Annotated in this window: 21 protein-coding genes; 14 read left to right on the forward strand and 7 right to left on the reverse strand. The window is 44.9% G+C overall.

Going from position 1 to position 21,820, the window contains the following annotated elements:
* Both RMO79_RS02475 and RMO79_RS02480 read left to right on the forward strand, forming a co-directional pair.
* The coding region (locus RMO79_RS02475; protein ID WP_310481472.1) for a leucine-rich repeat domain-containing protein at positions 1-790 on the forward strand (790 nt) is incomplete at its 5' end.
* Between the two features lie 23 nt (positions 791-813).
* Entirely contained in the window at positions 814-2,904 is a 2,091-nt protein-coding gene (locus RMO79_RS02480) for an amidohydrolase family protein (RefSeq protein ID WP_310481473.1), read from the forward strand.
* A gap of 26 nt (positions 2,905-2,930) precedes the next feature.
* On the opposite strand, the gene RMO79_RS02485 is transcribed toward RMO79_RS02480, so the two are convergent.
* Positions 2,931-3,242 (reverse strand): hypothetical protein, encoded by a 312-nt coding sequence (locus tag RMO79_RS02485; RefSeq protein WP_310481474.1) that lies wholly within the window; start codon positions 3,240-3,242, stop codon positions 2,931-2,933.
* 180 nt (positions 3,243-3,422) lie between these two features.
* Between RMO79_RS02485 and RMO79_RS02490 the strand changes: the two genes are divergently transcribed.
* Positions 3,423-5,423: an N-6 DNA methylase gene (locus RMO79_RS02490; protein ID WP_310481475.1), complete on the forward strand. Its 2,001-nt coding sequence runs from the start codon at positions 3,423-3,425 to the stop codon at positions 5,421-5,423.
* On the opposite strand, the gene RMO79_RS02495 is transcribed toward RMO79_RS02490, so the two are convergent.
* Both RMO79_RS02495 and RMO79_RS02500 read right to left on the reverse strand, forming a co-directional pair.
* A complete protein-coding gene (locus RMO79_RS02495; protein WP_310481476.1) occupies positions 5,412-6,173 on the reverse strand; it encodes a hypothetical protein in 762 nt (253 codons plus the stop codon). The two genes, RMO79_RS02490 and RMO79_RS02495, sit on opposite strands and share 12 nt — an antisense overlap.
* Positions 6,163-6,408, reverse strand: a complete 246-nt coding sequence (locus RMO79_RS02500) for a helix-turn-helix transcriptional regulator (RefSeq protein ID WP_310481477.1) — start codon at positions 6,406-6,408, stop codon at positions 6,163-6,165. Before RMO79_RS02500 ends, RMO79_RS02495 begins: the two co-directional genes overlap by 11 nt.
* Before the next feature lie 145 nt (positions 6,409-6,553).
* On the opposite strand from RMO79_RS02500, the gene ureC reads away from it, so the two are divergent.
* Positions 6,554-8,263, forward strand: coding sequence for an urease subunit alpha (gene ureC / locus RMO79_RS02505; RefSeq protein ID WP_310481478.1), 1,710 nt, complete (start codon positions 6,554-6,556; stop codon positions 8,261-8,263).
* Here ureC and RMO79_RS02510 read toward each other — a convergent pair.
* On the reverse strand, positions 8,231-8,455 hold the full coding sequence (locus tag RMO79_RS02510) for a hypothetical protein (RefSeq protein ID WP_310481479.1): 225 nt from the start codon (positions 8,453-8,455) through the stop codon (positions 8,231-8,233). The two genes, ureC and RMO79_RS02510, sit on opposite strands and share 33 nt — an antisense overlap.
* 521 nt (positions 8,456-8,976) lie before the next feature.
* On the opposite strand from RMO79_RS02510, the gene RMO79_RS02515 reads away from it, so the two are divergent.
* Positions 8,977-9,621 (forward strand): nitroreductase family protein, encoded by a 645-nt coding sequence (locus tag RMO79_RS02515; protein WP_396136503.1) that lies wholly within the window; start codon positions 8,977-8,979, stop codon positions 9,619-9,621.
* Positions 9,622-9,867: 246 nt separating this feature from the next.
* Here the strand turns inward: RMO79_RS02515 and RMO79_RS02520 are convergent, their stop codons facing one another.
* Positions 9,868-10,635, reverse strand: coding sequence for a carbohydrate ABC transporter permease (locus RMO79_RS02520; protein WP_310481493.1), 768 nt, complete (start codon positions 10,633-10,635; stop codon positions 9,868-9,870).
* Between the two features lie 427 nt (positions 10,636-11,062).
* Between RMO79_RS02520 and RMO79_RS02525 the strand changes: the two genes are divergently transcribed.
* From RMO79_RS02525 to RMO79_RS02560, 8 genes are all read left to right on the forward strand, one after another.
* Positions 11,063-12,679, forward strand: coding sequence for an NAD(P)H-quinone oxidoreductase subunit 4 (locus tag RMO79_RS02525; protein ID WP_310481481.1), 1,617 nt, complete (start codon positions 11,063-11,065; stop codon positions 12,677-12,679).
* A gap of 140 nt (positions 12,680-12,819) precedes the next feature.
* On the forward strand, positions 12,820-13,683 hold the full coding sequence (locus RMO79_RS02530) for an aminotransferase class IV (RefSeq protein WP_310481482.1): 864 nt from the start codon (positions 12,820-12,822) through the stop codon (positions 13,681-13,683).
* A 115-nt stretch (positions 13,684-13,798) separates the two neighbouring features.
* On the forward strand, positions 13,799-14,998 hold the full coding sequence (locus RMO79_RS02535; protein WP_396136504.1) for a DUF4336 domain-containing protein: 1,200 nt from the start codon (positions 13,799-13,801) through the stop codon (positions 14,996-14,998).
* 90 nt (positions 14,999-15,088) lie between these two features.
* Positions 15,089-15,664, forward strand: a complete 576-nt coding sequence (locus RMO79_RS02540) for a hypothetical protein (RefSeq protein WP_310481484.1) — start codon at positions 15,089-15,091, stop codon at positions 15,662-15,664.
* Between the two features lie 32 nt (positions 15,665-15,696).
* Entirely contained in the window at positions 15,697-15,978 is a 282-nt protein-coding gene (locus RMO79_RS02545; protein ID WP_310481485.1) for an antibiotic biosynthesis monooxygenase, read from the forward strand.
* 53 nt (positions 15,979-16,031) lie between these two features.
* Complete coding sequence (locus RMO79_RS02550) at positions 16,032-17,225, forward strand: homocysteine biosynthesis protein (protein WP_310481486.1); 1,194 nt, start codon at positions 16,032-16,034, stop codon at positions 17,223-17,225.
* Between the two features lie 194 nt (positions 17,226-17,419).
* A complete protein-coding gene (gene coaD / locus RMO79_RS02555; RefSeq protein ID WP_310481487.1) occupies positions 17,420-17,911 on the forward strand; it encodes a pantetheine-phosphate adenylyltransferase in 492 nt (163 codons plus the stop codon).
* Positions 17,881-18,555, forward strand: coding sequence for a hypothetical protein (locus RMO79_RS02560; RefSeq protein ID WP_310481488.1), 675 nt, complete (start codon positions 17,881-17,883; stop codon positions 18,553-18,555). The genes coaD and RMO79_RS02560 overlap by 31 nt, the downstream gene beginning before the upstream one ends.
* A gap of 41 nt (positions 18,556-18,596) precedes the next feature.
* Here RMO79_RS02560 and RMO79_RS02565 read toward each other — a convergent pair whose 3' ends face one another.
* Positions 18,597-19,463 carry a metallophosphoesterase gene (locus RMO79_RS02565; RefSeq protein ID WP_310481489.1) on the reverse strand — a complete coding sequence of 289 codons (867 nt, stop codon included), beginning with the start codon at positions 19,461-19,463 and terminating at the stop codon, positions 18,597-18,599.
* 228 nt (positions 19,464-19,691) lie between these two features.
* On the opposite strand from RMO79_RS02565, the gene RMO79_RS02570 reads away from it, so the two are divergent.
* Positions 19,692-20,816 carry a THUMP domain-containing protein gene (locus RMO79_RS02570; RefSeq protein ID WP_310481490.1) on the forward strand — a complete coding sequence of 375 codons (1,125 nt, stop codon included), beginning with the start codon at positions 19,692-19,694 and terminating at the stop codon, positions 20,814-20,816.
* Between the two features lie 359 nt (positions 20,817-21,175).
* Here the strand turns inward: RMO79_RS02570 and RMO79_RS02575 are convergent, their stop codons facing one another.
* Entirely contained in the window at positions 21,176-21,526 is a 351-nt protein-coding gene (locus RMO79_RS02575) for a hypothetical protein (protein WP_310481491.1), read from the reverse strand.
* Positions 21,527-21,820 lie beyond the last annotated feature (294 nt).

The following is a 21,820-nucleotide window of genomic DNA, read 5'->3' on the forward strand; positions in this document are numbered from 1 at the left end:
TCTCAACGATAGTCGAATTAGCGATCTCAATCCAATTGCTGGATTGAATAATTTGATTAGACTTCAGATCGATCGCAATCGAATCAGCGATTTAAAACCAATAGCTGGGTTGAATAATTTAATTTATCTATCGATTGAAGAGAATCAAATTAGCGATCTGAAGCCTCTTGCTAAATTAGATTTACTTAGTCTCTCACTCAAAAAGAATCGAGTCACCGATATTAAACCGCTGGCTGGATTAGTTAATTTAACGAATCTCTCGCTCGAAAGTAATCAAATCAAGGATATTAAACCGATTGCTGGATTGAATAATTTAATTTATCTCTGGCTCAGTCGCAATCAAATTAACGATCTCCAGCCACTAACCAGATTGAGTAAAATGACTACTCTCTACCTTGGCAACAATCAAATTAACGATCTCCAGCCACTGGCTAGATTGAGTAAAATAACTACTCTCGATCTCGAACGTAATCGAATTAGCGATCTAACTCCACTGGCCGAATTAAATAATTTAAAAGATCTAACACTTGGAAATAATCGGATTAGCAATGTTAAGTCATTGGCTAACTTGAGTAATTTAATTTATCTCCACCTCGAAAGCAATCAAATTAGCAAGATCGAGCCGCTGGCTGGGTTGAGTAAATTGGTGGGGCTTTCGCTCGAAAGCAATCGAATTAGCGATATTAAGCCGCTAGCTAAATTGAGTAATTTAGATGTTCTTTGGCTTAAAAATAATGCAATCGGTATTAAAGTCTGTCCGGTACAACCAGCCTCAATCTGTAAATTTTAGATTTATAAATCCTAAAACCTAATATGCTAGATTTACTAATTCGTAATGGTCTGATTTTTGATGGTTTAGGATCGCCGCCAATTCAGGCAGATATTGGCATTCAGGCTGGCAAAATTGAAGCAATCGCACCCCTGCTCGATCTCGATGCTCATGAAATTGTCGATGCGACGGGATTATGGATCGCGCCGGGATTTATCGATATTCATACTCATTACGATCTAGAACTCGAAATCGCGCCGGGATTGAGTGAATCGGTTCGTCATGGCGTGACGAGCGTTGTTATCGGCAATTGTAGCCTGTCCGCAACGGTGGGTTCTCCCCAGGTGCTAGCCGATATTTTTCAGCGCGTCGAAACCCTCGCGCCAGAATTAATTGCTAAATGGCTCCACAAATCGCAATCTTGGCAAACACCCGCTGAATATTGGCAACATCTCCACGACTTGCCCCTCGGCCCCAATATTGCGCCCTTATTGGGTCACAGTGCCCTGCGCGCCCATGTAATGGGACTCGATCGCAGTATTACCGACGACCCCACCCCCGCCGACTCAGCCGCGATGCAAGCACTCGCCCAATCTGCGTTAGATACTGGCTTTATCGGCATCTCGATCGACATGTTTCCGTGGCATCTGATGAGCGGGAAGTGGCGGGGAAAGACAATTCCATCTCAACACGCCAAATTACCAGAATACGCCATGCTCGCCGCTTTATGTCGCGATCGAGATGTGGTGTTTCAAGTCACGCCCAACATTCAACGCTTATCGTCATTTATCGACCTATTTCGCTTGAGTTTGGGCATCTGGCGACGACCGTTACGCATGACAGTATTATCCGCGCTCGATGCCGTCCACGATCGCAAACTGTGGCGAATTTTCTCGCCGATTTTATACCTACTCAATCGGATTTTTAGCGGTAACGTCCGGTTTCAGACGATCGCCGAACCCTTTACAATTTATGGCGATGGTGCCCTCACGCCCTTATTTGAAGAGATCGCCAGCGGCGTACAGCTCAATAGCTGCGATTCACGATTAGAACGCGATTTATTATGGCAATCGCCCGGATTTCGCGATCGATTTCGGCAAGAATGGCTCGGCGGTTGGCGCAGATCTTTTCATCGCCAGCTCGATCTGATCGCGATCGTCCGGTGTCCCGAAACTAGCTGGGAAGGCTTGAGTTTCACCGCAGTTGCCAAACTTACCAGCCAAGAACCGATCGACTGTTTTATCGACGCATTACAAAAATACGATACCGATATTCGCTGGGTAGCCACCGGAGCCAACGATCGACTCGAACCCCGATTGGCACTATTACAACACCCCCACATTTTCCCCGGCTTCACCGATGCAGGTGCCCACGTCCGCAATTTGGGCTATTACGATGGCGCGCTCTCTCTACTCAAGCAAACCATTACCCACGGCTCTCTCACCCCCCAGGCGGCAATTTCCCGCGTCACAGGCGAACCCGCCCGCTGGTTTCGGCTCGATACCGGAGTCCTCCAGATTGGGGCAAAAGCCGACCTAGTGCTATTAGATCCTACCGCTTTACACCAGCCCATCAGCCCCCAAATCGAGATTGCCGATCCGCTATTAGATGGCACTCCGCGCATGGTTAAGCGCGGATCTGAAGCAATTGTCGCCGCCGTTTATATTAAAGGTATCAAAGTAATCGATCGCGGACAAATTAGCGATCGCTTGGGCACAGAACGCTTGGGGACGGTATTATCCCCGCAGAATTTCAAATCGCCACCACCGATTAGCGATCGCATTCCCAACCATCCATTTACCGACTACTGGGATATTTTCGTCCTCAAACATCAGCACCCCATAAATATCGCCCTGCATGTGCTGGGAATTGGATTCTTTTATGGCTTATTAATTGCCACCTGGCACACCCAAAATTTATGGCTGCTATGGGGACTACCTTTGACTCAACTCATCGGTTTATTAGGACATTGGCTCTTCGAGCGTAGCCATATCGATCGACAAGATGCTCTATTCTCCTGGCGCGCGTCTTTCTGTTTGGGAAAAATGCTATTCTGGCTCATTATCGGTAAATATCCTGGCGAAATTCGCGATCGACAAAAATCTCTCCAATATTACTTAGATCGATCGAATTAATCTACCGAAACTAGATTCAACTCCCATCACAATCCATCAACCCGATGTAGCGATTCGATCGACTCCTCAACCTCCTCTTCATCTACACATTGCTCGATCTGCGCTTTAAACCACTGCAACTCTTCGGATGCTGGATCTTGGATGTGGTACACCAACAGCGTCCCAGCCACACGAGCCAGCGTCATGGGCGCAGGGGAAACATGGCTGAGAAGATCCCGCGCATCTTGGTACAATCGATCGATCGAGGCCCGATCTAAAGGATGTCCCAACTGAGTCGCAAGTTGCAGCAGATTTTCTTGAATAGATAGATCTTCGGAACTGGAAAGAGCATTAGTCATAAAATCTTGGCTTTGCCTGATATTAAGTGCCGATCGCCATCTATCGATTGTAGCACTAGCTCTAAGAACGTCAATTTCTCATTTCAAACCCGTATTTGGTTTCGATCCTGACTACTATTGCGATTAACAAGCATATTATGCAATCATGCATGATATGCCTGTTAATCGATTTCAGAGATTATGTACACATCCGACATTCAAAAAACCATTCTTGATATTTTTGACTATGCTTACACCAACTCGTCAATTCGTATTCCAGCCATAACATGTAAAGAGGTCGGAAAGATCCTGCATACTGGTATGTTTCTTGAAGAGCATTTAGGGCAAATACCCGGCTTTTCTTACAGTGATAAAGAGTTAAAACAACTTTTTCAGGGAAAAGAAACAGAATTTTCCATAAAAGTTGCTGCATCTGTTAAAAACACTTACAGGAAAATGAATGATCGATGGACTCTTTATGACAATGAAATTATTTTTACCGATATTAATATAAGCTACATAGTAGGCAAACTTAATAACATATACATATCCGATCCTAGCAAGGATGTTTTTGGAGATTCCTTGGAGTTATTTCGTTCTCAGTGGGCGAAGCAAGAAGGAGGACAGTTTTTTACGCATCAAAGAGTTACATCTCTTGCTATCTCAATGATTGATTTTAACCCAGAAAATGGGGATGAATTAATAGATCTTTGCTCTGGTACTGGTGGATTTCTTCTTGCAGGTTTAAATAAAATTAAAAATATAGCTAATCAGCAAGGAAGAGATGAAAAGTATATTACAAATTATGCCAAGAGAACCCTACATGGATATGAAATAGATGAGAGTGTTGTCAGCTTGGGTAATGCAACTCTCTCAAGTCGTACGGGATCCTCAGATGATATATTTATATGGCAAGCAAATTCTTTAGATAAAAAAGCTGTCGATCGAAAGTACTCAAAAGCTGCTACTAACCCTCCGTTTGGGGCGAAAATTTCTATCCAAGATGACAAAATTTTATCTCAATATCAACTGGCTAGACTTTCTAACTCAAACTGCAATAATCTTCAAACTCAATCGACAAAACTCTTTAAGCGAGCACCCGATATTCTGTTTGTTGAAAGAAACATTGATATTTTAAAAGATGATGGATTTCTCGCAATTGTTTTGCCCTACCAAATACTTTCTGGCCCTCAAACCTATTTTGTCAGAAATTGGATCTTAAAAAATACTCAAATAATTGCGGTAATAGATCTACCTTCACAAACATTTCAACCACATACAGGTACAAAAACATGCCTTTTGATAGTTAAGAAGCTTGCAAAACCTTTAGCAACAATCAAAGATGTTTGTGCTTACAATATATTTATGGCATGTCCAAAATGGATCGGTCATGACAGAAGAGGAAATCCTGTTTTTAAAAAAGGAGTTGATGGGAAAGAGACTAATGAAATACTAACAGACTTCCCTGAAGTTACAGCAGCATTCCAAGAATATAAAGAAAAAGGTATATATCCAGATAATTACGAGCATGGCTATGTAACTACTTCTAAAACTATTTTAGATGATGATTTATTAAGGCTGAATGCAGCATTTCATAGTCCCGAACATTCAAAAAAAATCGATAAAATTAATCAGGAAAAATTTGAAATGGTTCCGCTATCTTCATTAGTCGAGCGTGTCTTTTTCCCAGGAAGATTCAAGCGGAGCTATGTTGAAAGATACGAACAAGCTATACCATTTCTGGGCGGCACAAATATTACTCAAATGATAGATTGTACAGACAAGTGGTTAAGACATGACGATCCAAAGTTAAAACAACTAGCTGTCAAAGAAGGCTGGATTCTGATCACTAGGAGTGGGACAACCGGGGTCGTATCATCTGTTCCAGCTCACTGGGATGGTTTTGCAGTCTCAGATCATGTTATTAGAATCATTCCAAATGAAAAAATCGACCCTTATTATTTACTTGCGTTTCTAAAAACACCTCAATGTCAGGCGGTGCTAGCACAAGGTGTTTTTGGATCGGTAATTGATGAAATTACACCTGAAACTATCGAAAATATTCTGGTTCCGCTACCAAAAGATAAAAAACTTTATAAATCTATAGCAATGCGGATTTCAGAAGCCGAGAAGGCACGCTCGAAATATTTTTCATGTTTCTATGAGGCAATCGGCGATTTAACAATTGAGTTAAACTGTTAATTCACGTATTTTTTCCTCAAGTATACTATTATTTTGCAATGCTGTATCATGTCTTGAGATAGTTCTTCTCATGAATTTCAATAATTCATCAACTGTCATGTTTCCTTGGATTTGATTACTTCTAAATAACATTAGAAATGTGTTGCTTGGATGATGAACACCTCCTCGATCGAGTGGGAATATATGTCCAGATTGGATGCTGCGTGGAGATTCAATGAAATCATTAAAATTTATTGGATCTAATTGAATTGGATCGGAATATTTTCCTGGATCTACTTTATGTTCTAATAGCCACGGGGTAAACAATGTACTAAGACCATATTTACTTGTATCTGGGGCACCTTCCATAGAAAGTGTCTGTAAATAATATTTTACTTCTACTAAAGTAGCTAAAACTTCTGTTGCATAAAACTTATGCTTTACGTCAAGTAGCCATCGTGCAGTTCTATTCCCATCTTCTCCATCTTGAGGTCGTCCCGGAACTTTAGAGCTTGTTGGTCTCCAAGGAGCCGATCTACGACCAGCATCTCGAAATTTTGTCATTATCGCCCGGATCTTTTTCTCGTCAAATTTTGCATCTAAAGCAACTTGTTTGAAAAGATTTGAAATTAGCCTAATTAATGCTCTTACATCATTGTCATTAACTTCCATTTCTTTATTAGCTATGTATGGAATTAAAGCCAAATAATCACTTTCACAAAGCTTTTTACTACTTGCTACTTTAATTAGATCGTTAAAGTCATTCAGCATTCTTTTCTGCTCTTTTCAAAAATAGCTGAACAAGAGGAACACCTAACTCTTTAGAAATTTGTACCAGTATTTTTAGAGATGGGTTTGCTTGAGATCTCTCGATTTTAGATACAAATGTCCGATCGATACCAGCTCTAAATGCTAGTTCTTCTTGCGAGATGCCTAGATTGGAGCGGAGATCTCTGACATTAAGGGCAAGGAGATCGAGAATAATTTGATGTTCGCTATCGTTCATAGCGATATTTTGATCCGAGCGCGATCACCAGTCCACGGAATATAAGCTACATTATCCTTGTAAGTCAAAAAATATCAGATCGATCCCTCAGTACAGCATTCGAGTAAAATCCAGATAATCACTTCACTTCATCCCCAGACTGACTATGAGTTATAGAATGGATCGCCGCGCTTACGCTCAGACTTATGGCCCCACTACAGGCGATCGCGTCCGGCTTGCGGATACCGAATTATTCATTGAAATCGAGCGCGATTTTACGACTTATGGGGATGAGGTGAAGTTTGGGGGTGGGAAGGTAATTCGGGATGGCATGGGACAGTCGCCGATCTCTAATGCCGATGGTGCGGTGGATTTAGTCATTACCAATGCGGTGATTCTCGATTGGTGGGGCATCGTCAAAGCCGATGTCGGGATTAAGGATGGCAAGATTTATCAAATTGGGAAGGCGGGGAATCCTTATATTCAGGATAATGTCGATATTATTATCGGCCCAGGTACCGAAATTATCGCCGGGGAGGGGTCGATTTTGACTGCGGGGGGCATCGATACTCACATTCATTTTATCTGCCCTCAACAGATAGAAGTCGCGATCGCAGCGGGAATTACGACGATGATTGGGGGCGGAACGGGGCCAGCAGCGGGGACGAGTGCGACTACCTGTACGCCGGGTGTGTGGAATATGCACCGGATGTTACAGGCGATGGATGCTTTTCCGATGAATATTGGCTTATTGGGGAAGGGGAATAGTTCTCAGCCGCAGGGTTTGGTCGAGCAGGTGGCAGCGGGGGCAATCGGGTTAAAATTGCATGAAGATTGGGGAACTACGCCTGCGACGATCGATAATTGTTTGAATGTAGCGGATGAGTATGACGTGCAGGTGGCGATTCATACGGATACGCTCAATGAGGCGGGGTTTGTGGAGGCGACAATTGGAGCGTTTAAGGGGCGGACGATTCACACTTATCATACCGAGGGCGCAGGCGGCGGACACGCTCCCGATATTATTAAAGTTTGTGGTGAGGCGAATGTTTTGCCTTCTTCTACCAATCCGACTCGCCCGTATACTTTAAATACTTTGGACGAACATTTGGATATGTTGATGGTGTGTCACCATTTGAGTCCGAGTATTCCTGAAGATGTGGCTTTTGCTGAGTCGAGAATTCGTCGAGAAACGATCGCCGCTGAAGATATTCTCCACGATTTGGGCGCATTTAGCATGATTTCTTCTGACTCTCAAGCAATGGGCAGAATTGGCGAGACAATTATTCGGACTTGGCAAACCGCTCACAAAATGAAGGTGCAACGGGGCGGTTTGCCAAACGATCGTCAACCTGCCGATAATTTACGGGCGAAACGCTATATTGCTAAGTATACAATTAACCCGGCAATTACCCACGGGATCTCGAATTATGTGGGTTCGATCGAGACTGGTAAAATTGCCGATTTATGCTTGTGGAAACCTGCCTTTTTTGGAGTCAAGCCAGAGACGGTAATTAAGGGCGGACTGATTGCCTGGGCGCAAATGGGCGATGCTAATGCGAGTATTCCCACACCTCAACCCGTCCACATGCGCCCGATGTTTGGTAGTTATGGTGGGGCGAGGACTAATACTGCATTTACGTTTATGTCTCAAGTAGCTGTCGAGCAATTTTTACCCGATCGATTGCAGCTCCAAAAACAAGTGTTAGCAGTATCGGGAACTCGTCAAATTAGCAAGCGCGATCTGAAGTTAAATGATGCGCTACCGCAGATTGAAGTCAACCCAGAAACTTATGAAGTCAGAGCCGATGGGGAGTTACTTACCTGCGAACCTGCGACTGTTTTACCAATGGCGCAGCGTTATTTTTTGTTTTAAAACATAAGAGATGGTGTAATGCAGTCGATCGACTCTGGAACTGGTGAATTTGAGGTCGATGACTAGGCAGAAGTCGCCGAAGACGGTGAAGGTTTCTTGAGATGGGGAGACGAGGTTTAAGCCTAAGGTGCTGCTGGTAAACGGTCGAATTAAGTTGCTACAATGTGATAAAATACTGTTAATTATAAACAAGTCATGGTATTTTGCTGGTCATAACCTTGTGCTTTGTTTGGTATCTTTATCTTTTAATCGCTCGAAGCTAAATCCCGCCTGCGGGACTGAAACATCGATCGATATTTTGGAGTAGCAACATGGTATGATTTCGGGGTTAATTTAACTTAGTGGTTAATTAGCTAACAATCGAGACTTTTTGCTGTCCAGGCGGAGTCTCGATCGTTGTATTTGGGATTTTATGGTTCGAGTCGATCGATAAAGCGATCGATCCTAATTAGGATCGATCGCTTTTTTGGTAGTGTCTAAGGAACGATCGTATCTGAATGTGGATCGAGGGGAGCGGTGGAAATCGATCGTCAGCGAGAATTTCTGCTCTCACAGCGGCTGGCTTCGAGTTAGTTCCGCTAAAAAAATTAGTACCCATACTCTAGTGCAAGATCCGAGCAGATTGATATTGAGTGGTGTTAAATTTCGCGCCGATCGACCCAACCCACTAAAATAAACTTACAGCCTAATACCCAAAACCTAAAGCCTAAATGATGCCATTAGACGTACCAACCGCGATTTTACAACGCCGATCGATCAAAAATTTCAAACCAGATCCGATCGCGCCCGAACTCCTCCGTCAACTTGTCGAACTCACAGTAGCGGCACCTAGTAGTTATAACATCCAGGATTGGCGGATTATTATCGTCGCCGATCCCGACCAAAAAGCGGCTCTAGGCGTAGCTTGCTTCAATCAACCCCAAATCGCTCAAGCACCTGTCAACTTTGTGTTTGCAGCCGATATTAAGGCAGGAGAGCGAGATATTTCGCCGATTATCGAACAAGGCATTCAGACTGGTGCTTGGAGTGAAGGTACCGCTGCTTATTTCAAGAAGGCAGTTCCTGACTTTGCAGCAGCCATTGGCGATAAAGCGAGGGAGTATGCAATTAAAGATGCCACGATCGCAGCTACCCATGCAGTTCTCGCGGCTGAAAGTTTGGGTTTATCTACTTGTATGATGAACGGTTGGAGCGAAGCGAAAGTTAAAGCTGTTATCGGTGCCGAAAACGATCCAGATCTCGCCATTGCGCTAGTATTACCCATTGGTTATGCTGCCGAACCGCGCAAAAATCCCGGTCGGATGCCGTTTGAATTTAATGTATCGCTCGATCGGATCGATCGTCCGTATCAAGGCTAAAATCTTCTTCATCACCCCGATTTCTCAACAGCAATCGGGGCAATTAATTTAACCCCCTCGATCCGAATCACCGCTACTAAGTTCTCTCGCTCTGGGGGAGAGCATCGGGAATATTATCGGTGGTGGTGAGCCAGATGATTTAGATGATGATGTTCCTGCCGCACCGATTTTTGTTACGCCTCCAGATTGGGCTGAATCTATCGATCGGTATCAGATGGATGGATTTTTGGATACAGTCCCCATTTACTATCCCTTAACGCCACTACCAGCCGCAGTCGGCACGATATAACGTTGCACGAACATAAACAAAATTAATACTGGTGCGATCGAAATTACCGAACCCGCCGCTACTAATCGCCAATTCAATCCAAATGCACCTTCAGCTAATTTTGCTACCCCTAAAGGTAGCGTGTAATAAGTATCGTCTTGCAAGACGATTAACGGCCATAAAAAATCACTCCACGCACCGATAAATACAAAAATTGCCAGGGTAACTAATGAAGGACGAATTGCTGGCAACATGACACTCCACCAAATCCCAATTTCCCAACATCCATCCATCCGCGCGGCTTCTTCGAGTTCTTTCGGTACCGATTGAAAGGCTTGACGGAGTAAAAAGATGCCAAAAGCTGAAGCCAGATTGGGCAGAATTACACCTAAATAAGTATTAACTAAACCCAATTGCACGGCGATGATATAGAGCGGAATCATCACGATCTGAAATGGAATCATAATCGTTGAAACTACGATCGTAAAAATCGTTTCTTTACCCTTAAATTCTAGTCTGGCTAACGGGTAAGCCGCCAACGCGCAAAAAATTAAATTGATGGCGACACTCATAATCGCCACGATACTGCTATTGAATAAATAGCGACCGAAATCGTTACTCTGCCAGACGGTAATAATATGCTCTAGCGTCGGATGGCTCGGTAATAGTTGGGGTGGCGACTGAAAAATGTTTTCATCTGCCGATTTGAGTGCCGTACTCAATAACCACAGCAAGGGAAATAACATTACACTTGCGATCGCACTCAAGCTACCATAAATTCCCACCAATCTCACCGTCGGAGATTGCCAAAACGGAGATTTAATGATGCGAGCTAAGGTAATTTGAAACATGATGTGGGTGTCAATCTAATCAGCCACTTCCAATTCTACGCCGATCTTCTCCACTATGATCGCGATCGGGCACCGATCGCCACTTATTTTATAAGTTTTACTCCTTACTCCCCGTCCCCCCGCTCCCATCTCCTTGCTCTATTTCCGATCGAAAGAGGGTACTCTATAAGTAACGGTATTTTACAAGTTGTAAATTTTATTTACGAGTTGCGATCGCCATTAACAAGGTATATGATTAACATTATGAGTATTTATACCTATTCCACTGGGTACGTTCGTTGTTTAGCAATGTAGTATCCCCTTCGATCCTCATCGTCTATCTATGATGTCTGAATTTCCTTGGCTGACTGCGATTATTGCCTTTCCGCTCATAGCTGCCCTAGCTATACCTGTATTACCCGATGCTAATGGTAAAACAGTACGGCTCTATACACTGGGTGCCGGAATTTTAGAATTATGCTTAATTATTTATACTTTTACTACACAATACGATATTAATAACCCCAGCTTACAGTTAGTCGAACGCTATAGCTGGATTCCCCAATTAGGCTTAAATTGGTCGCTGGGCGTAGATGGATTATCTATGCCCTTAGTTGTGTTAACGGGCTTTGTGACGACATTGGCTACTTTTGCGGCTTGGAATATTTCGATTAAGCCGCGCTTGTTTTACAGTTTGATGCTGGTAATGTATAGTGCCCAGATTGCGGTATTTCTAGCTCAAGATTTATTGATGTTCTTCATGCTGTGGGAATTAGAGCTAGTTCCGGTTTATCTAATTATTTCGATTTGGGGCGGCGCGCAACGATTTTATGCTGCTACGAAATTTATTTTATATACAGCTTTAGCATCGATCTTTATTCTGATTGCTGCGCTGGCGTTAGCTTTTTATGGCGATACAGTTACTTTTGACATGACCGCTCTGGGGATCAAAGAATACCCGATCGGGTTAGAATTATTAGCATATGCAGGGTTGCTAATTGCTTTTGGTGTCAAATTACCGATTTTTCCGTTTCATACTTGGTTGCCAGATGCCCACGGTGAAGCTCCTGCGCCCGGTTCGATGATTTTGGCTGGGGTGTTGCTCAAGATGGGCGGTTACGCGCTAATTCGGTTGAATGCCGAAATGCTGCCTCACGCCCATGTTTATTTTGCGCCAGTATTAGCGATATTGGGCGTAGTAAACATTATTTATGGTGCCTTAGCAGCCTTCTCTCAAGACAATCTCAAGCGACGACTGGCTTATTCTTCAATTTCGCACATGGGATTCGTGCTGATTGGCATTTCTTCGTTTACGTCGTTGGGTATTAATGGGGCGATGCTGCAAATGATTTCCCACGGGGGCATTGCCGCAGTACTATTCTTCTTGGCTGGGGTAATTTACGATCGCACTCACACTCTATCGATGGATAAGATGGGTGGAATTGCTAAATCGATGCCTTCAACTTTTGCGTTATTTACATTCGCTTCGATGGCTTCTTTGGCGTTACCAGGGATGAGTGGTTTTGCTAGCGAATTAACAATTTTCTTGGGGTTGACAACTAGCGATGTTTATAGTAATGGATTTAAGACACTCGTGGTCTTTTTATCGGCGGTAGGTTTACTCATTACGCCTATTTATTTACTATCGATGTTGCGCCGCGTATTTTTTGGCAAACGCGAAGCCGATAGCGAAGTTTGTTGGGATGCAAAACCCCGCGAACTAGCGATTGCCTTCTCGTTCCTCATCCCGATTATTGGGATTGGTTTATATCCCAAGCTGGCAACTCAAACCTACGATCGCACTACAGTCGCAGTAGCAGCTCATTTACGGGAAGCTTTACCTGCGGCAATTGCCGAGCGTCAAGATCTGAGCTTATACGCTCGCTCGTTTTTACCTAATCCTCAAGATGCGATCGCATCGCCGACGATTGGGGGTAAAGTAGCAAGTATCGCACGCTAGTGGGGACTGGGGGACGGGGGGACAAAGGAGACGGGGAGCCGCAAAATTCCCAATCCAAAATCCAAAATCCAAAGCGGTGCGATCGAAAAAGCGGCTATAATTCGAGACACTCAGACAGTGCGTTGAAGGATTGGATTGTGATGCCCATCGCTTATTATGACGGTCGATATGTAGAACGCGACACGATTCGGATATCTCCTACCGATTTCGGGTTTGCGCGCGGCGTGACGTTGTTCGAGCTAGCGCGGGTTTACGGTGGCAAACCATTTTATCTGCTGGCTCATCTGCACCGCTTAGAGCGCGGAGCCGCAATGTTAGGTATTCCATTACCGACAGATTTAACCGAATTAGCCGATATTGCCAGTCAGGTTATCGCTCGGAATGCCTATCCCCACAGCGCGATTAAATTTTATCTGACGGCGGGTGAATGCCTGAAGCCTAGTGGCACCAATTACAACGCCTGTCAAGAGTTTACGCCGCATTTGATGGTTTTTGAGGACGAAGTACTTCTCAAGCATCCTGAAGCCCCTTATGGACTCGATCTGTATCGATCGGGTCAACGCTTGAAGGTCGTGCCTTACGATCGAGACATGCCAGCAATTAAGAGTACTAATTATCTAACTGGTTTTTATGCTGCGCGTCAAGTGGCAGGCGCAGATTATGATGATATTCTGTTCACAAATCGCGATGGTTATATTACCGAAGCCACGCGGAGCAATTTTTTCTGTGTTATCGACGATATTTTAATTACGCCAGAGCGCGGCATGTTGCTGGGCATCACCCGTCAGGTTATTCTAGAATTAGCGGCGCAACTCGGCATTAAAACGATCGAACGCGATCTGTTTCCTGAAGATCTGACTCAAGCGACTGAAGCTTTTACGACTGGCAGTATTGCCGAACTATTACCAGTCCGCTCGATCGATAACTATTGTCTACCGACGGTAATGAATGGGAAAATCTTTACAGCTCTGCGCCAAGCTTTTTCAGCCAAAATTCAGGCTTAATATCGTGTACATGACGATCGCAGAATAGATCGTCGAACGGGCACGATCTTCTAGTATGATAGAGCGATCGCGGCGATATGCCAGAAATATATAGCTATTGTTTGGGGATGGTACGGTGACGCTGGACGAACGAGTGAAAACCTTAACCGCAGTGAGTGATGCGGATAGATTGTGGCGATTTTGGTTGACATTGCCAATTTATCCTTACAGTCAACGGCGCACGCTCCGTACTGAAATAGTACCCGATACGATTTGGACATTCGAGCAATTGCAGGGCATTTTTTATGTCGTCATACCGATTCGGATGACGGTAGTTAAATTAGCGGGTGGGGGTTTGCTCGTCTATGCACCCGTCGCACCGACAGGCGAATGCTTGCAATTAGTTAATGAATTAGTCGCAATTCACGGCGATGTTAAATATATTATTTTACCGACAATTTCGGGGCTAGAACACAAGGTATTTGTCGGCCCTTTCGCGCGTGCGTTTCCCCAATCACAGGTGTGGGTAACGCCAGATCAGTGGAGCTTCCCGGTTAATTTACCATTAAGTTGGCTGGGTTTACCGATCGGGCGCACCCATATTTTACCGACTGATGCCGATCGCACGCCATTTGGCAATGAGTTCGATTATGCTATTCTACCCTCGATCGACCTCGGCCCCGGACAATTTGCCGAAGTTGCCTTTTTGCACCGTCCATCGCGGACGCTATTAGTCACAGACTCGATTATTTCGATTCCCATCGCCCCACCGCCGATCGTTCAACTCGACCCTCAAGCCTTATTATTTCACGCTAGGGATCGAGCGAGCGACATCATCTCCGATACTCCCGCACATCGGCTGCAAGGATGGCAGCGAATCTGCTTATTTGCCATGTATTTCCAGCCGACTAGCTTAGAAATTCGCCAGTGGGGCAATACTTGGCTCGAATCATTAACTGCACCAGATCGATCGCGCCAAAACTATTTTGGATTATACCCCTTTGAGTGGCAATCGACATGGCAACAAGGATTTAAAGACTTGCACGCTGGCGGTAAATTGTTAGTCGCCCCCATTTTGCGAACGTTAATTCTCAATCGCGCGCCCACAGAGACGATCGCCTGGGTCGATCGCGTGGCACAATGGGATTTCGAGCGAATTATTCCCTGTCACTTCGACGCACCAATAATGGCGACACCAGACGATTTTCGAGCGGCTTTTGCCTTCCTCGATGCGCCCGATTCAGCTCTACCAAAATCCGATCTTCAGTTATTACAACAAATCGATCGGCAATTAGTCCGCTGGCGAATTATTTTTCCAGCTAAACATCGCAGTTAAATCAGAAAAATAAGTTTGTCGATCGAACGCGGCAACATCAAAAATTGAATGCTATAGTCGATATTAACTTATTATCGGCGCATTGTAAATATGATTAGTTCCGATCTTGCAGCTATTTTAAATCGGGCGACGCAACCTACAAATCGTCCCTCAATTGCCGATTTAAAGATGGCATTACAAGCGGCAGAAGTAACTGCCAGAAAAGAGAAATTAGCAATTCCCTTCGATGCTTTGCTCGGTGAATGGCGGCTGTGCTTTGCCACAGGAGCGAGTAAAGATAAAAGTAAAGGTGTAAAAATCGGGCGCGGCTATTATCTACCAAAATTTATCGCAGCATCGATTACTTTTACCAAATATCCATCATCCTCAAACCTCGGCACCGCTACTAATAAACTCTCGATCGGTAGTGTCCGCATCCAATTTACCGGGCCGTGTCGCTATCCCGGCAAGAAAAATTTATTAGTGTTTGATTTTACCGAACTTCAGATCGAAATCTTTGGCAAAATCGTATATCAAGGTAAAATTCGGAGCGGTAAAAACGGCGAACCAAATCTCGAAACGATCTCGATCGCTAAATTACCATTCTTTGCATTTTTCTGGACTGGTGCTAATGAAATTGCCGCACGCGGCAGAAGTGGTGGGATGGCTTTGTGGGTGAGAAATTAGTAATTCGATCGATAGTAAATAACCACTAAATTATGCAATACGTATTAATCATTCATGAGGTCGAAGATTATCATGCCTGGAAGCAGGTATTTGATAAGGCTGCGACAATTCGTAAGCAAGCTGGAGAGCGAAGCTATCAAGTCTTAAAGTACGAGCATAATCCCAACAAGATCGTACATTTTTCCGCCTGGACATCGATCGAAGCTGCCAAAACATTTTTTGAATCTCCCCAACTCGTTCAAATTAGAGCCGAAGCTGGTGTAAAATCTCCCGACTTTATCTACCTAGAACAACTAGATTCCGGTACCTTATAAAATCTACTCCCATCTCCCATCTCCCATCTCCCATCTCCCCGCTCCCCCCTCCCATGAAAACAATCGCCGAAATCAACGACAAAATTAGTCGCCGCCAAGCAGTAGTATGGACGATCGATGAAGTAAAAACCAAAATTGACGAACTAGGGTGCGATAAAATTGCCGAGCTGGTAGATGTAATTACCACTGGTAGTTTTGAACCGATGGAATCATCCGGGGCAATTCTTAATTTAGGACATACAGATCCGCCGATTAAGATTCGCTCGTGTACCTTAGATGGAGTTCCGGCTTATGCTGGCTTTGGCGCGGTAGATTTATATTTAGGCGCGACTCAATTAGTCGATTATGCTGGCGAAATTGGCGATGAAGATCGTAAAGAGCGCGGCGGGGCGCATGTCATTGCCGATTTAATTGCCGGAAAAAGTGTCAACCTGCGAGCGATCGGACAAGCTACCGATTGTTATCCTCGTGCTAGTTTCGATACGACTATTACCAAAGATACGATCAATCAATTTTACCTTTATAACCCTCGCAATTTATATCAAAACTTTATTGTGGGTGTCAATGGTGGCGATCGCCCGTTGTACACTTATCTAGGCCCCTTACAGCCCCGATTGGGCAATGCGGTTTACTCCAATACTGGCGCGATTTCGCCCCTACTTAACGATCCCGATTTAGATGCGATCGGCATCGGTACCCGGATCTGGTTGGGTGGTGGCATCGGCTACGTGGCGTGGGAAGGTACCCAACATTTTCCGCTCCAGAAACGTGCCGAAAACCGCACTCCCATCGGCCCTGGGGCGACTTTAGCACTAATTGGCGATGCCAAACAGATGGATTCTAAATGGGTGCGGGGGTGTTATTTCAAAAATTATGGCCCTTCATTGATGCTAGGCGTGGGCGTACCGATTCCGGTATTAAATGCAGAAATTGTGGCTAAGTGCGGAGTCCAAGATCGGCAGATTGTCGCACCGATTGTCGATTTTTCAATTCCGCGTCGGGTGCGTCCGACGTTTGGTTTGGTGAGTTACGAACAACTTAAATCTGGCAAAATTAAAATTGAAGGGAAAACTGTCAGAGTAGCTCCACTAGCGAGTATTTATCGATCGCGTCAAGTTTCGATCGAGTTAAAAGCGGCAATCGATCGCGGTGAATTTTTATTAACTGAAGCGGTGGCAATGTTACCAAAAGATCGCGCATTCATCCCTCAGGATCGCCGTCAGATGCCGAGCCTGCTAGAAGATTAATTTATACTTAAATTGCTTAACTTACGTAGTAAATTGAGCTATGTTTGACTAGTCCATTAAGTTTCTTGAAGCTTATAACTAGCAAATTTAAATAATTAAGAAATTGTGAAGAATACATGGTTTAATGAGAGGACGATCGTAGATTATTATCGTCAGCATGTAAAAAATAATAAATATAAAGTAAATAGAGATTGGTGATAGCCATTTACCCCGGTAGTTTCGACCCGATTACGCTAGGTCATCTAGATATTATCGAGCGTGGGAGTAAGTTATTCGATCGGGTAGTAGTAGCAGTACTGCAAAACCCTGGTAAAACGCCACTGTTTACGGTTGAAGAACGGCTGTGCCAGATTAGAACTGCAACTAAACACCTACCTCAAGTAGCAGTCGATAGTTTCGATGGATTGACCGTGACTTATGCAAAGACGATCGGCGCAAAAGTATTGCTCCGAGGACTGAGAGTCATGTCTGACTTTGAGAAAGAACTGCAAATGGCTCACACGAATAAGACTTTATCTACAGAAATTGAGACAGTATTTCTAGCAACTTCCACAGAGCATGGTTTCTTGAGCAGTAGCATTGTCAAAGAAATCGCTAGATTTAACGGTTCGATCGATCACCTTGTTTCACCTCATGTTGCCTCGGAAATCTACCAATGTTACAACAAACACACTACCGATCGATAGCACAAGATATCCCACGTAAAAGTGTCGATTATCATCCGATCGACACCGAAATTAGACCGAAAAACCTGGAATCTTCTGCTGTTTTTGCAGCACTCGATCGATTGGAAGAGCGGATTTTAAACAGTCCGCGCGTACCATTGACGGGAAAAACGGTTGTGGTAGAAGAGGAATTGTTAGAGCAAGTCGATACGATCCGGATGCATTTACCGGAAGTAATTGCTGCTGCACAAGAAATAGTTCGCCACAAAGAGCGACTAATTAAAGAAGCACAGCAACAAGTTCAACAAATTCTCGCCGAGGCGAATCAACGAGCTTATCAAGTTGCAAATGAATTAGGAATTATCGATCGAGCCGAGCGCGAAGCCACCCAAATTCGGCAGGAAACCCTCTCCGAATGCGAACAGCTCAGACAGCAAACCGCGATCGAAGTCCAACGGGTGAGCGAGCGGAACTTTCAAGATATCGAGAGAATGCGCGAGCAAGTTCAGATCGAGTGTCAGCAGATCCAAGATGGTGCTGATGAATATGCCGATCGAGTTTTACACAATATGGAATATCAGCTCAGTGACATCTTACAAGCCATTCAACGCGGCAGGCAGCGTCTGAATGACAATGTGCCCTCAGCTACCGATATCGCCGCTTAGAAGACAGGGGGATTCCCACCAATTTCGCCTCTAACTAGATCTCAAGCTGGATGTAAGACAATAACAGATATTTCGGGGCGGCAATTAAAACGCGCTTTTGGCGGCCCTGTAGTACCGACACCAGGGCTGACATATAATTGCATCACGCCAATCTGATAGAGTCCATTGATATACTTTTTGCCCCACGGCGGCGTGACTCTGGGCGCGAATGGGATGGCGATTTGTCCGCCGTGAGAATGCCCAGATAATTGGAGTTCAAACCGAAAAGTATTAGCCGCAAAATCGCCGAAGTCTGGTTCGTGAGCTAGTAAAACATTAGCTCCAGTATCGGGCAATCGGGCGATCGTTTTCGGCAGATCTACCCGCTTCATCCAGACATCATCGACACCTGCAATATTTAATAGCTTGCCCTGACGATCGATCGAATAGACATCGTTATTTAACAGTTTAATCTTACCCTTGGCAAATGCTCGTTCGAGCGGCGTGCTATCTTCGCCGCGATCGTGATTGCCCATTATTGCCACGATACCATCCTTGGCTTTCATCTGACTAAACGCATTACCGAGCATCTCTTCAGATTTACTCGCACCTTTGGTAATATAATCGCCAGTTAAGGCAATCAGATCTGGATTTTGTTGATTGGCAAGTCTGGCTACTTTTTCCAATTGTGCACGATCCATCATTGCCGATCGAGCGTGAATATCTGTCAGTTGAACTATTTTATATCCATCAAAGATCGGATCTAGCCCCGCCATTTTAACATCGATCGTTTTAATCGTAAACCAGCGCGGCTCAACGCCTTGGGCGTAAACGCTAGTGGTAAATAACAGCGCGATCGCAATCAGGATAAATTTAATTGCACCGAGCGCGAATCTTCGCCAGCGCATCATCGGTTGATGTTTGTTCATTGTAGGATTCAGGTGGGAGATGGGAGATGGGAGCGGGGAGTGTGGGAAGTGTGGGATGAGCGGAACGTTCCAAAGCCTAAAACCTAAAACCTAAAGCCTATTAACTAGCTACCATTGTAATAATGGTGATTCCCGAAATTTGCCGATCGACAAGGCGCGACGTGTCGAGATATGCGGAATAATAGGAGATGGCTTGGTGACAAGCTGCATCCGAACTGAGGAATTATTTTGAGTGAATACTTTGCTACCGTCGCCAGAGGTTTAGAAGAGTTAGCCGCGCGGGAACTAACAGAATTAGGGGCGCAAAATGTGGCGCAGGGCTTTTGTGGTGTATCTTTTCAGGGCGATCGTGAATTGCTTTATCGCGTCAATTTGTGGGCGCGGTTGCCATTTCGAGTGTTAGTCAAACTCGGCGAGTTTCCTAGTGCTGACGATGCCGAATTGTATGAGGGCATCCAGCAAATTGAGTGGGGAGAATATTTGACTCCAGATTTGACGATGGCAGTGACTGTGACAGGCAAAAACGAACAGCTCAACCATAGTCATTTTACCGCGATTCAAGTTAAAAGAGCCATTACCAAACAACAAACTGAAAAATTTGGCGAACGATCGAATGTCGATATTAACGATCCCCACGTCCGGATTAACGTGCATATCGATAAAGATATTTGTGTTGTCAATTTGGATAGCTCCGGTAGCAGCCTCCACAGACGCGGCTATAAATTTGCCGTCGGCGATGCACCGCTGAAAGAATCTCTCGCCGCCGCACTCATGAAAATGTCTGGCTGGACACCAGATTTAGCCTTTATCGATCCGCTGTGCGGATCGGGAACATTGCCCCTAGAAGCCGCGATGCAAGCACTCAATATCGCCCCAGGTATTTTTCGCGATCGGTTTGGCTTCGAGAGCTGGCTAGACTTCGATCCGGACTTATTCGATCGATTGATTAAGTCGGCCGAAGCTGGCGAAAAACAAGATTTACAGGCGACGATTATGGGGAGCGATCGCAATTTTGACATTATCGAACAGGCGAGATCTAATGCCCGCAGTTCTGGGGTAGAACGTTATATTCAGTTCGCACAGAAAGAATTAGCCGATGTGGAAGCTCCCGCCGATACGGGCATTTTACTGTGCAATCCACCTTACGGCGAACGTTTGGGACGCGATGAAAATTTGGGGGCTTTTTATAAGCTCTTAGGCGACGTGCTCAAAAATCGCTTTAAAGGTTGGACGGCGTTCGTACTTAGTGGGAATAAAGAGTTAGCAAAATCGATCGGGTTGCGATCGGCTCAACGCACGACTGTCTATAATGGCACTCTCGCTTGTCAATTGATGAAATATGAAATGTATTGATCTAGGCTTTAGGGAATAGGGAATAGGGAATACCAATTACTCCCCCCGTCCCCCAGTCTCCCAGTCCCCCAGTCTCCCCACACTCCCCACATCCATCGCTAGTTGTGTCGTGGATCTTACTTTTTCTGGAATCCAACCTTTGCTAAAGTGACAAAATAAGGTTTCGACTCACGGCAACCCCATTCCCCACATAGCAACAATATGACGATCGTCAATCCCGCTCGTTCCAGTTCCGAACCGATTAGCGATCTGAATATTGAGGTGCAAACTCAAACGATTGCCAGCCAATTATTTCGGCGGCCGTGCCACAAAAGAAAGCTGCGTCTGCATGCTGCATATTTTCAACTGTAAACTTCTTTTCATACACGGGAATAGATTTCCGAGATATTGAGCGTGAACGCCGCGGCGAACATGAGCAGGAAGGCGGTGATGATGGCGATGATCACCCGATCTTGAATGTTTCGCGGCTTGAGGATTGCGTCAAACTGATACAAACCGGCGAAATGAGCCACCATCATGGTTGCCAGCCAATTGAAAATAACGGCGAAATGATAAAAGTCGATCGTCTTGTAGGAATAGGTCACGAGAAAATACAGGGAGACATAACCCGCGCCAAGGAGGGCAGCGCTATCGGTTAAGGCCTGAAGACCGGGGATGAGCTTGGTTACGAACGCATAACTCCTGCGCTCGCGTACCTGACGTTGGGACATTCTTTCGATCACCATCAGCCGCCTTTATCCCAGAACAAAACGCCTCTATTCCAATTTGTTCCATTTAAGCCCGGAACATCGTGTTTCGCAGGCAAACAGCAACTCGCGGGCCACTCGTAATCATGGGTTCATTGCAGAATTGCGGCAGAACGGGAATAGGCAAGAAACGGCCGCTGAAATGCACCGTGGTCACATATTCAATACGACCCGGGGTTGCAGGCTGCAGCCGTTTGTTGCTTTTTTTACACGGCATCCGCCGCATTCATGGTTCGTATAATCCGCCGCGCCGCGAAG

It is taken from the genome of Chamaesiphon sp. VAR_48_metabat_403 (assembly GCF_031422475.1).
Lineage (GTDB): Bacteria > Cyanobacteriota > Cyanobacteriia > Cyanobacteriales > Chamaesiphonaceae > Chamaesiphon.

What these genes read in the sequence shown, in the direction of transcription:
- RMO79_RS02550 (WP_310481486.1), top strand. Translation starts at nt 16,032, where the DNA reads ATGAAAACAATCGCCGAAATCAACGACAAAATTAGTCGCCGCCAAGCA.
- RMO79_RS02560 (WP_310481488.1), top strand. Translation starts at nt 17,881, where the DNA reads ATGTTACAACAAACACACTACCGATCGATAGCACAAGATATCCCACGT.
- RMO79_RS02575 (WP_310481491.1), bottom strand. Translation starts at nt 21,526, where the DNA reads ATGTCCCAACGTCAGGTACGCGAGCGCAGGAGTTATGCGTTCGTAACC.
- RMO79_RS02545 (WP_310481485.1), top strand. Translation starts at nt 15,697, where the DNA reads ATGCAATACGTATTAATCATTCATGAGGTCGAAGATTATCATGCCTGG.
- RMO79_RS02565 (WP_310481489.1), bottom strand. Translation starts at nt 19,463, where the DNA reads ATGAACAAACATCAACCGATGATGCGCTGGCGAAGATTCGCGCTCGGT.
- ureC (WP_310481478.1), top strand. Translation starts at nt 6,554, where the DNA reads ATGAGTTATAGAATGGATCGCCGCGCTTACGCTCAGACTTATGGCCCC.
- RMO79_RS02485 (WP_310481474.1), bottom strand. Translation starts at nt 3,242, where the DNA reads ATGACTAATGCTCTTTCCAGTTCCGAAGATCTATCTATTCAAGAAAAT.
- RMO79_RS02490 (WP_310481475.1), top strand. Translation starts at nt 3,423, where the DNA reads ATGTACACATCCGACATTCAAAAAACCATTCTTGATATTTTTGACTAT.
- RMO79_RS02530 (WP_310481482.1), top strand. Translation starts at nt 12,820, where the DNA reads ATGCCCATCGCTTATTATGACGGTCGATATGTAGAACGCGACACGATT.
- RMO79_RS02480 (WP_310481473.1), top strand. Translation starts at nt 814, where the DNA reads ATGCTAGATTTACTAATTCGTAATGGTCTGATTTTTGATGGTTTAGGA.
- RMO79_RS02525 (WP_310481481.1), top strand. Translation starts at nt 11,063, where the DNA reads ATGATGTCTGAATTTCCTTGGCTGACTGCGATTATTGCCTTTCCGCTC.
- RMO79_RS02520 (WP_310481493.1), bottom strand. Translation starts at nt 10,635, where the DNA reads ATGTTATTTCCCTTGCTGTGGTTATTGAGTACGGCACTCAAATCGGCA.
- RMO79_RS02500 (WP_310481477.1), bottom strand. Translation starts at nt 6,408, where the DNA reads ATGAACGATAGCGAACATCAAATTATTCTCGATCTCCTTGCCCTTAAT.
- RMO79_RS02515 (WP_396136503.1), top strand. Translation starts at nt 8,977, where the DNA reads ATGCCATTAGACGTACCAACCGCGATTTTACAACGCCGATCGATCAAA.
- RMO79_RS02495 (WP_310481476.1), bottom strand. Translation starts at nt 6,173, where the DNA reads ATGCTGAATGACTTTAACGATCTAATTAAAGTAGCAAGTAGTAAAAAG.
- RMO79_RS02540 (WP_310481484.1), top strand. Translation starts at nt 15,089, where the DNA reads ATGATTAGTTCCGATCTTGCAGCTATTTTAAATCGGGCGACGCAACCT.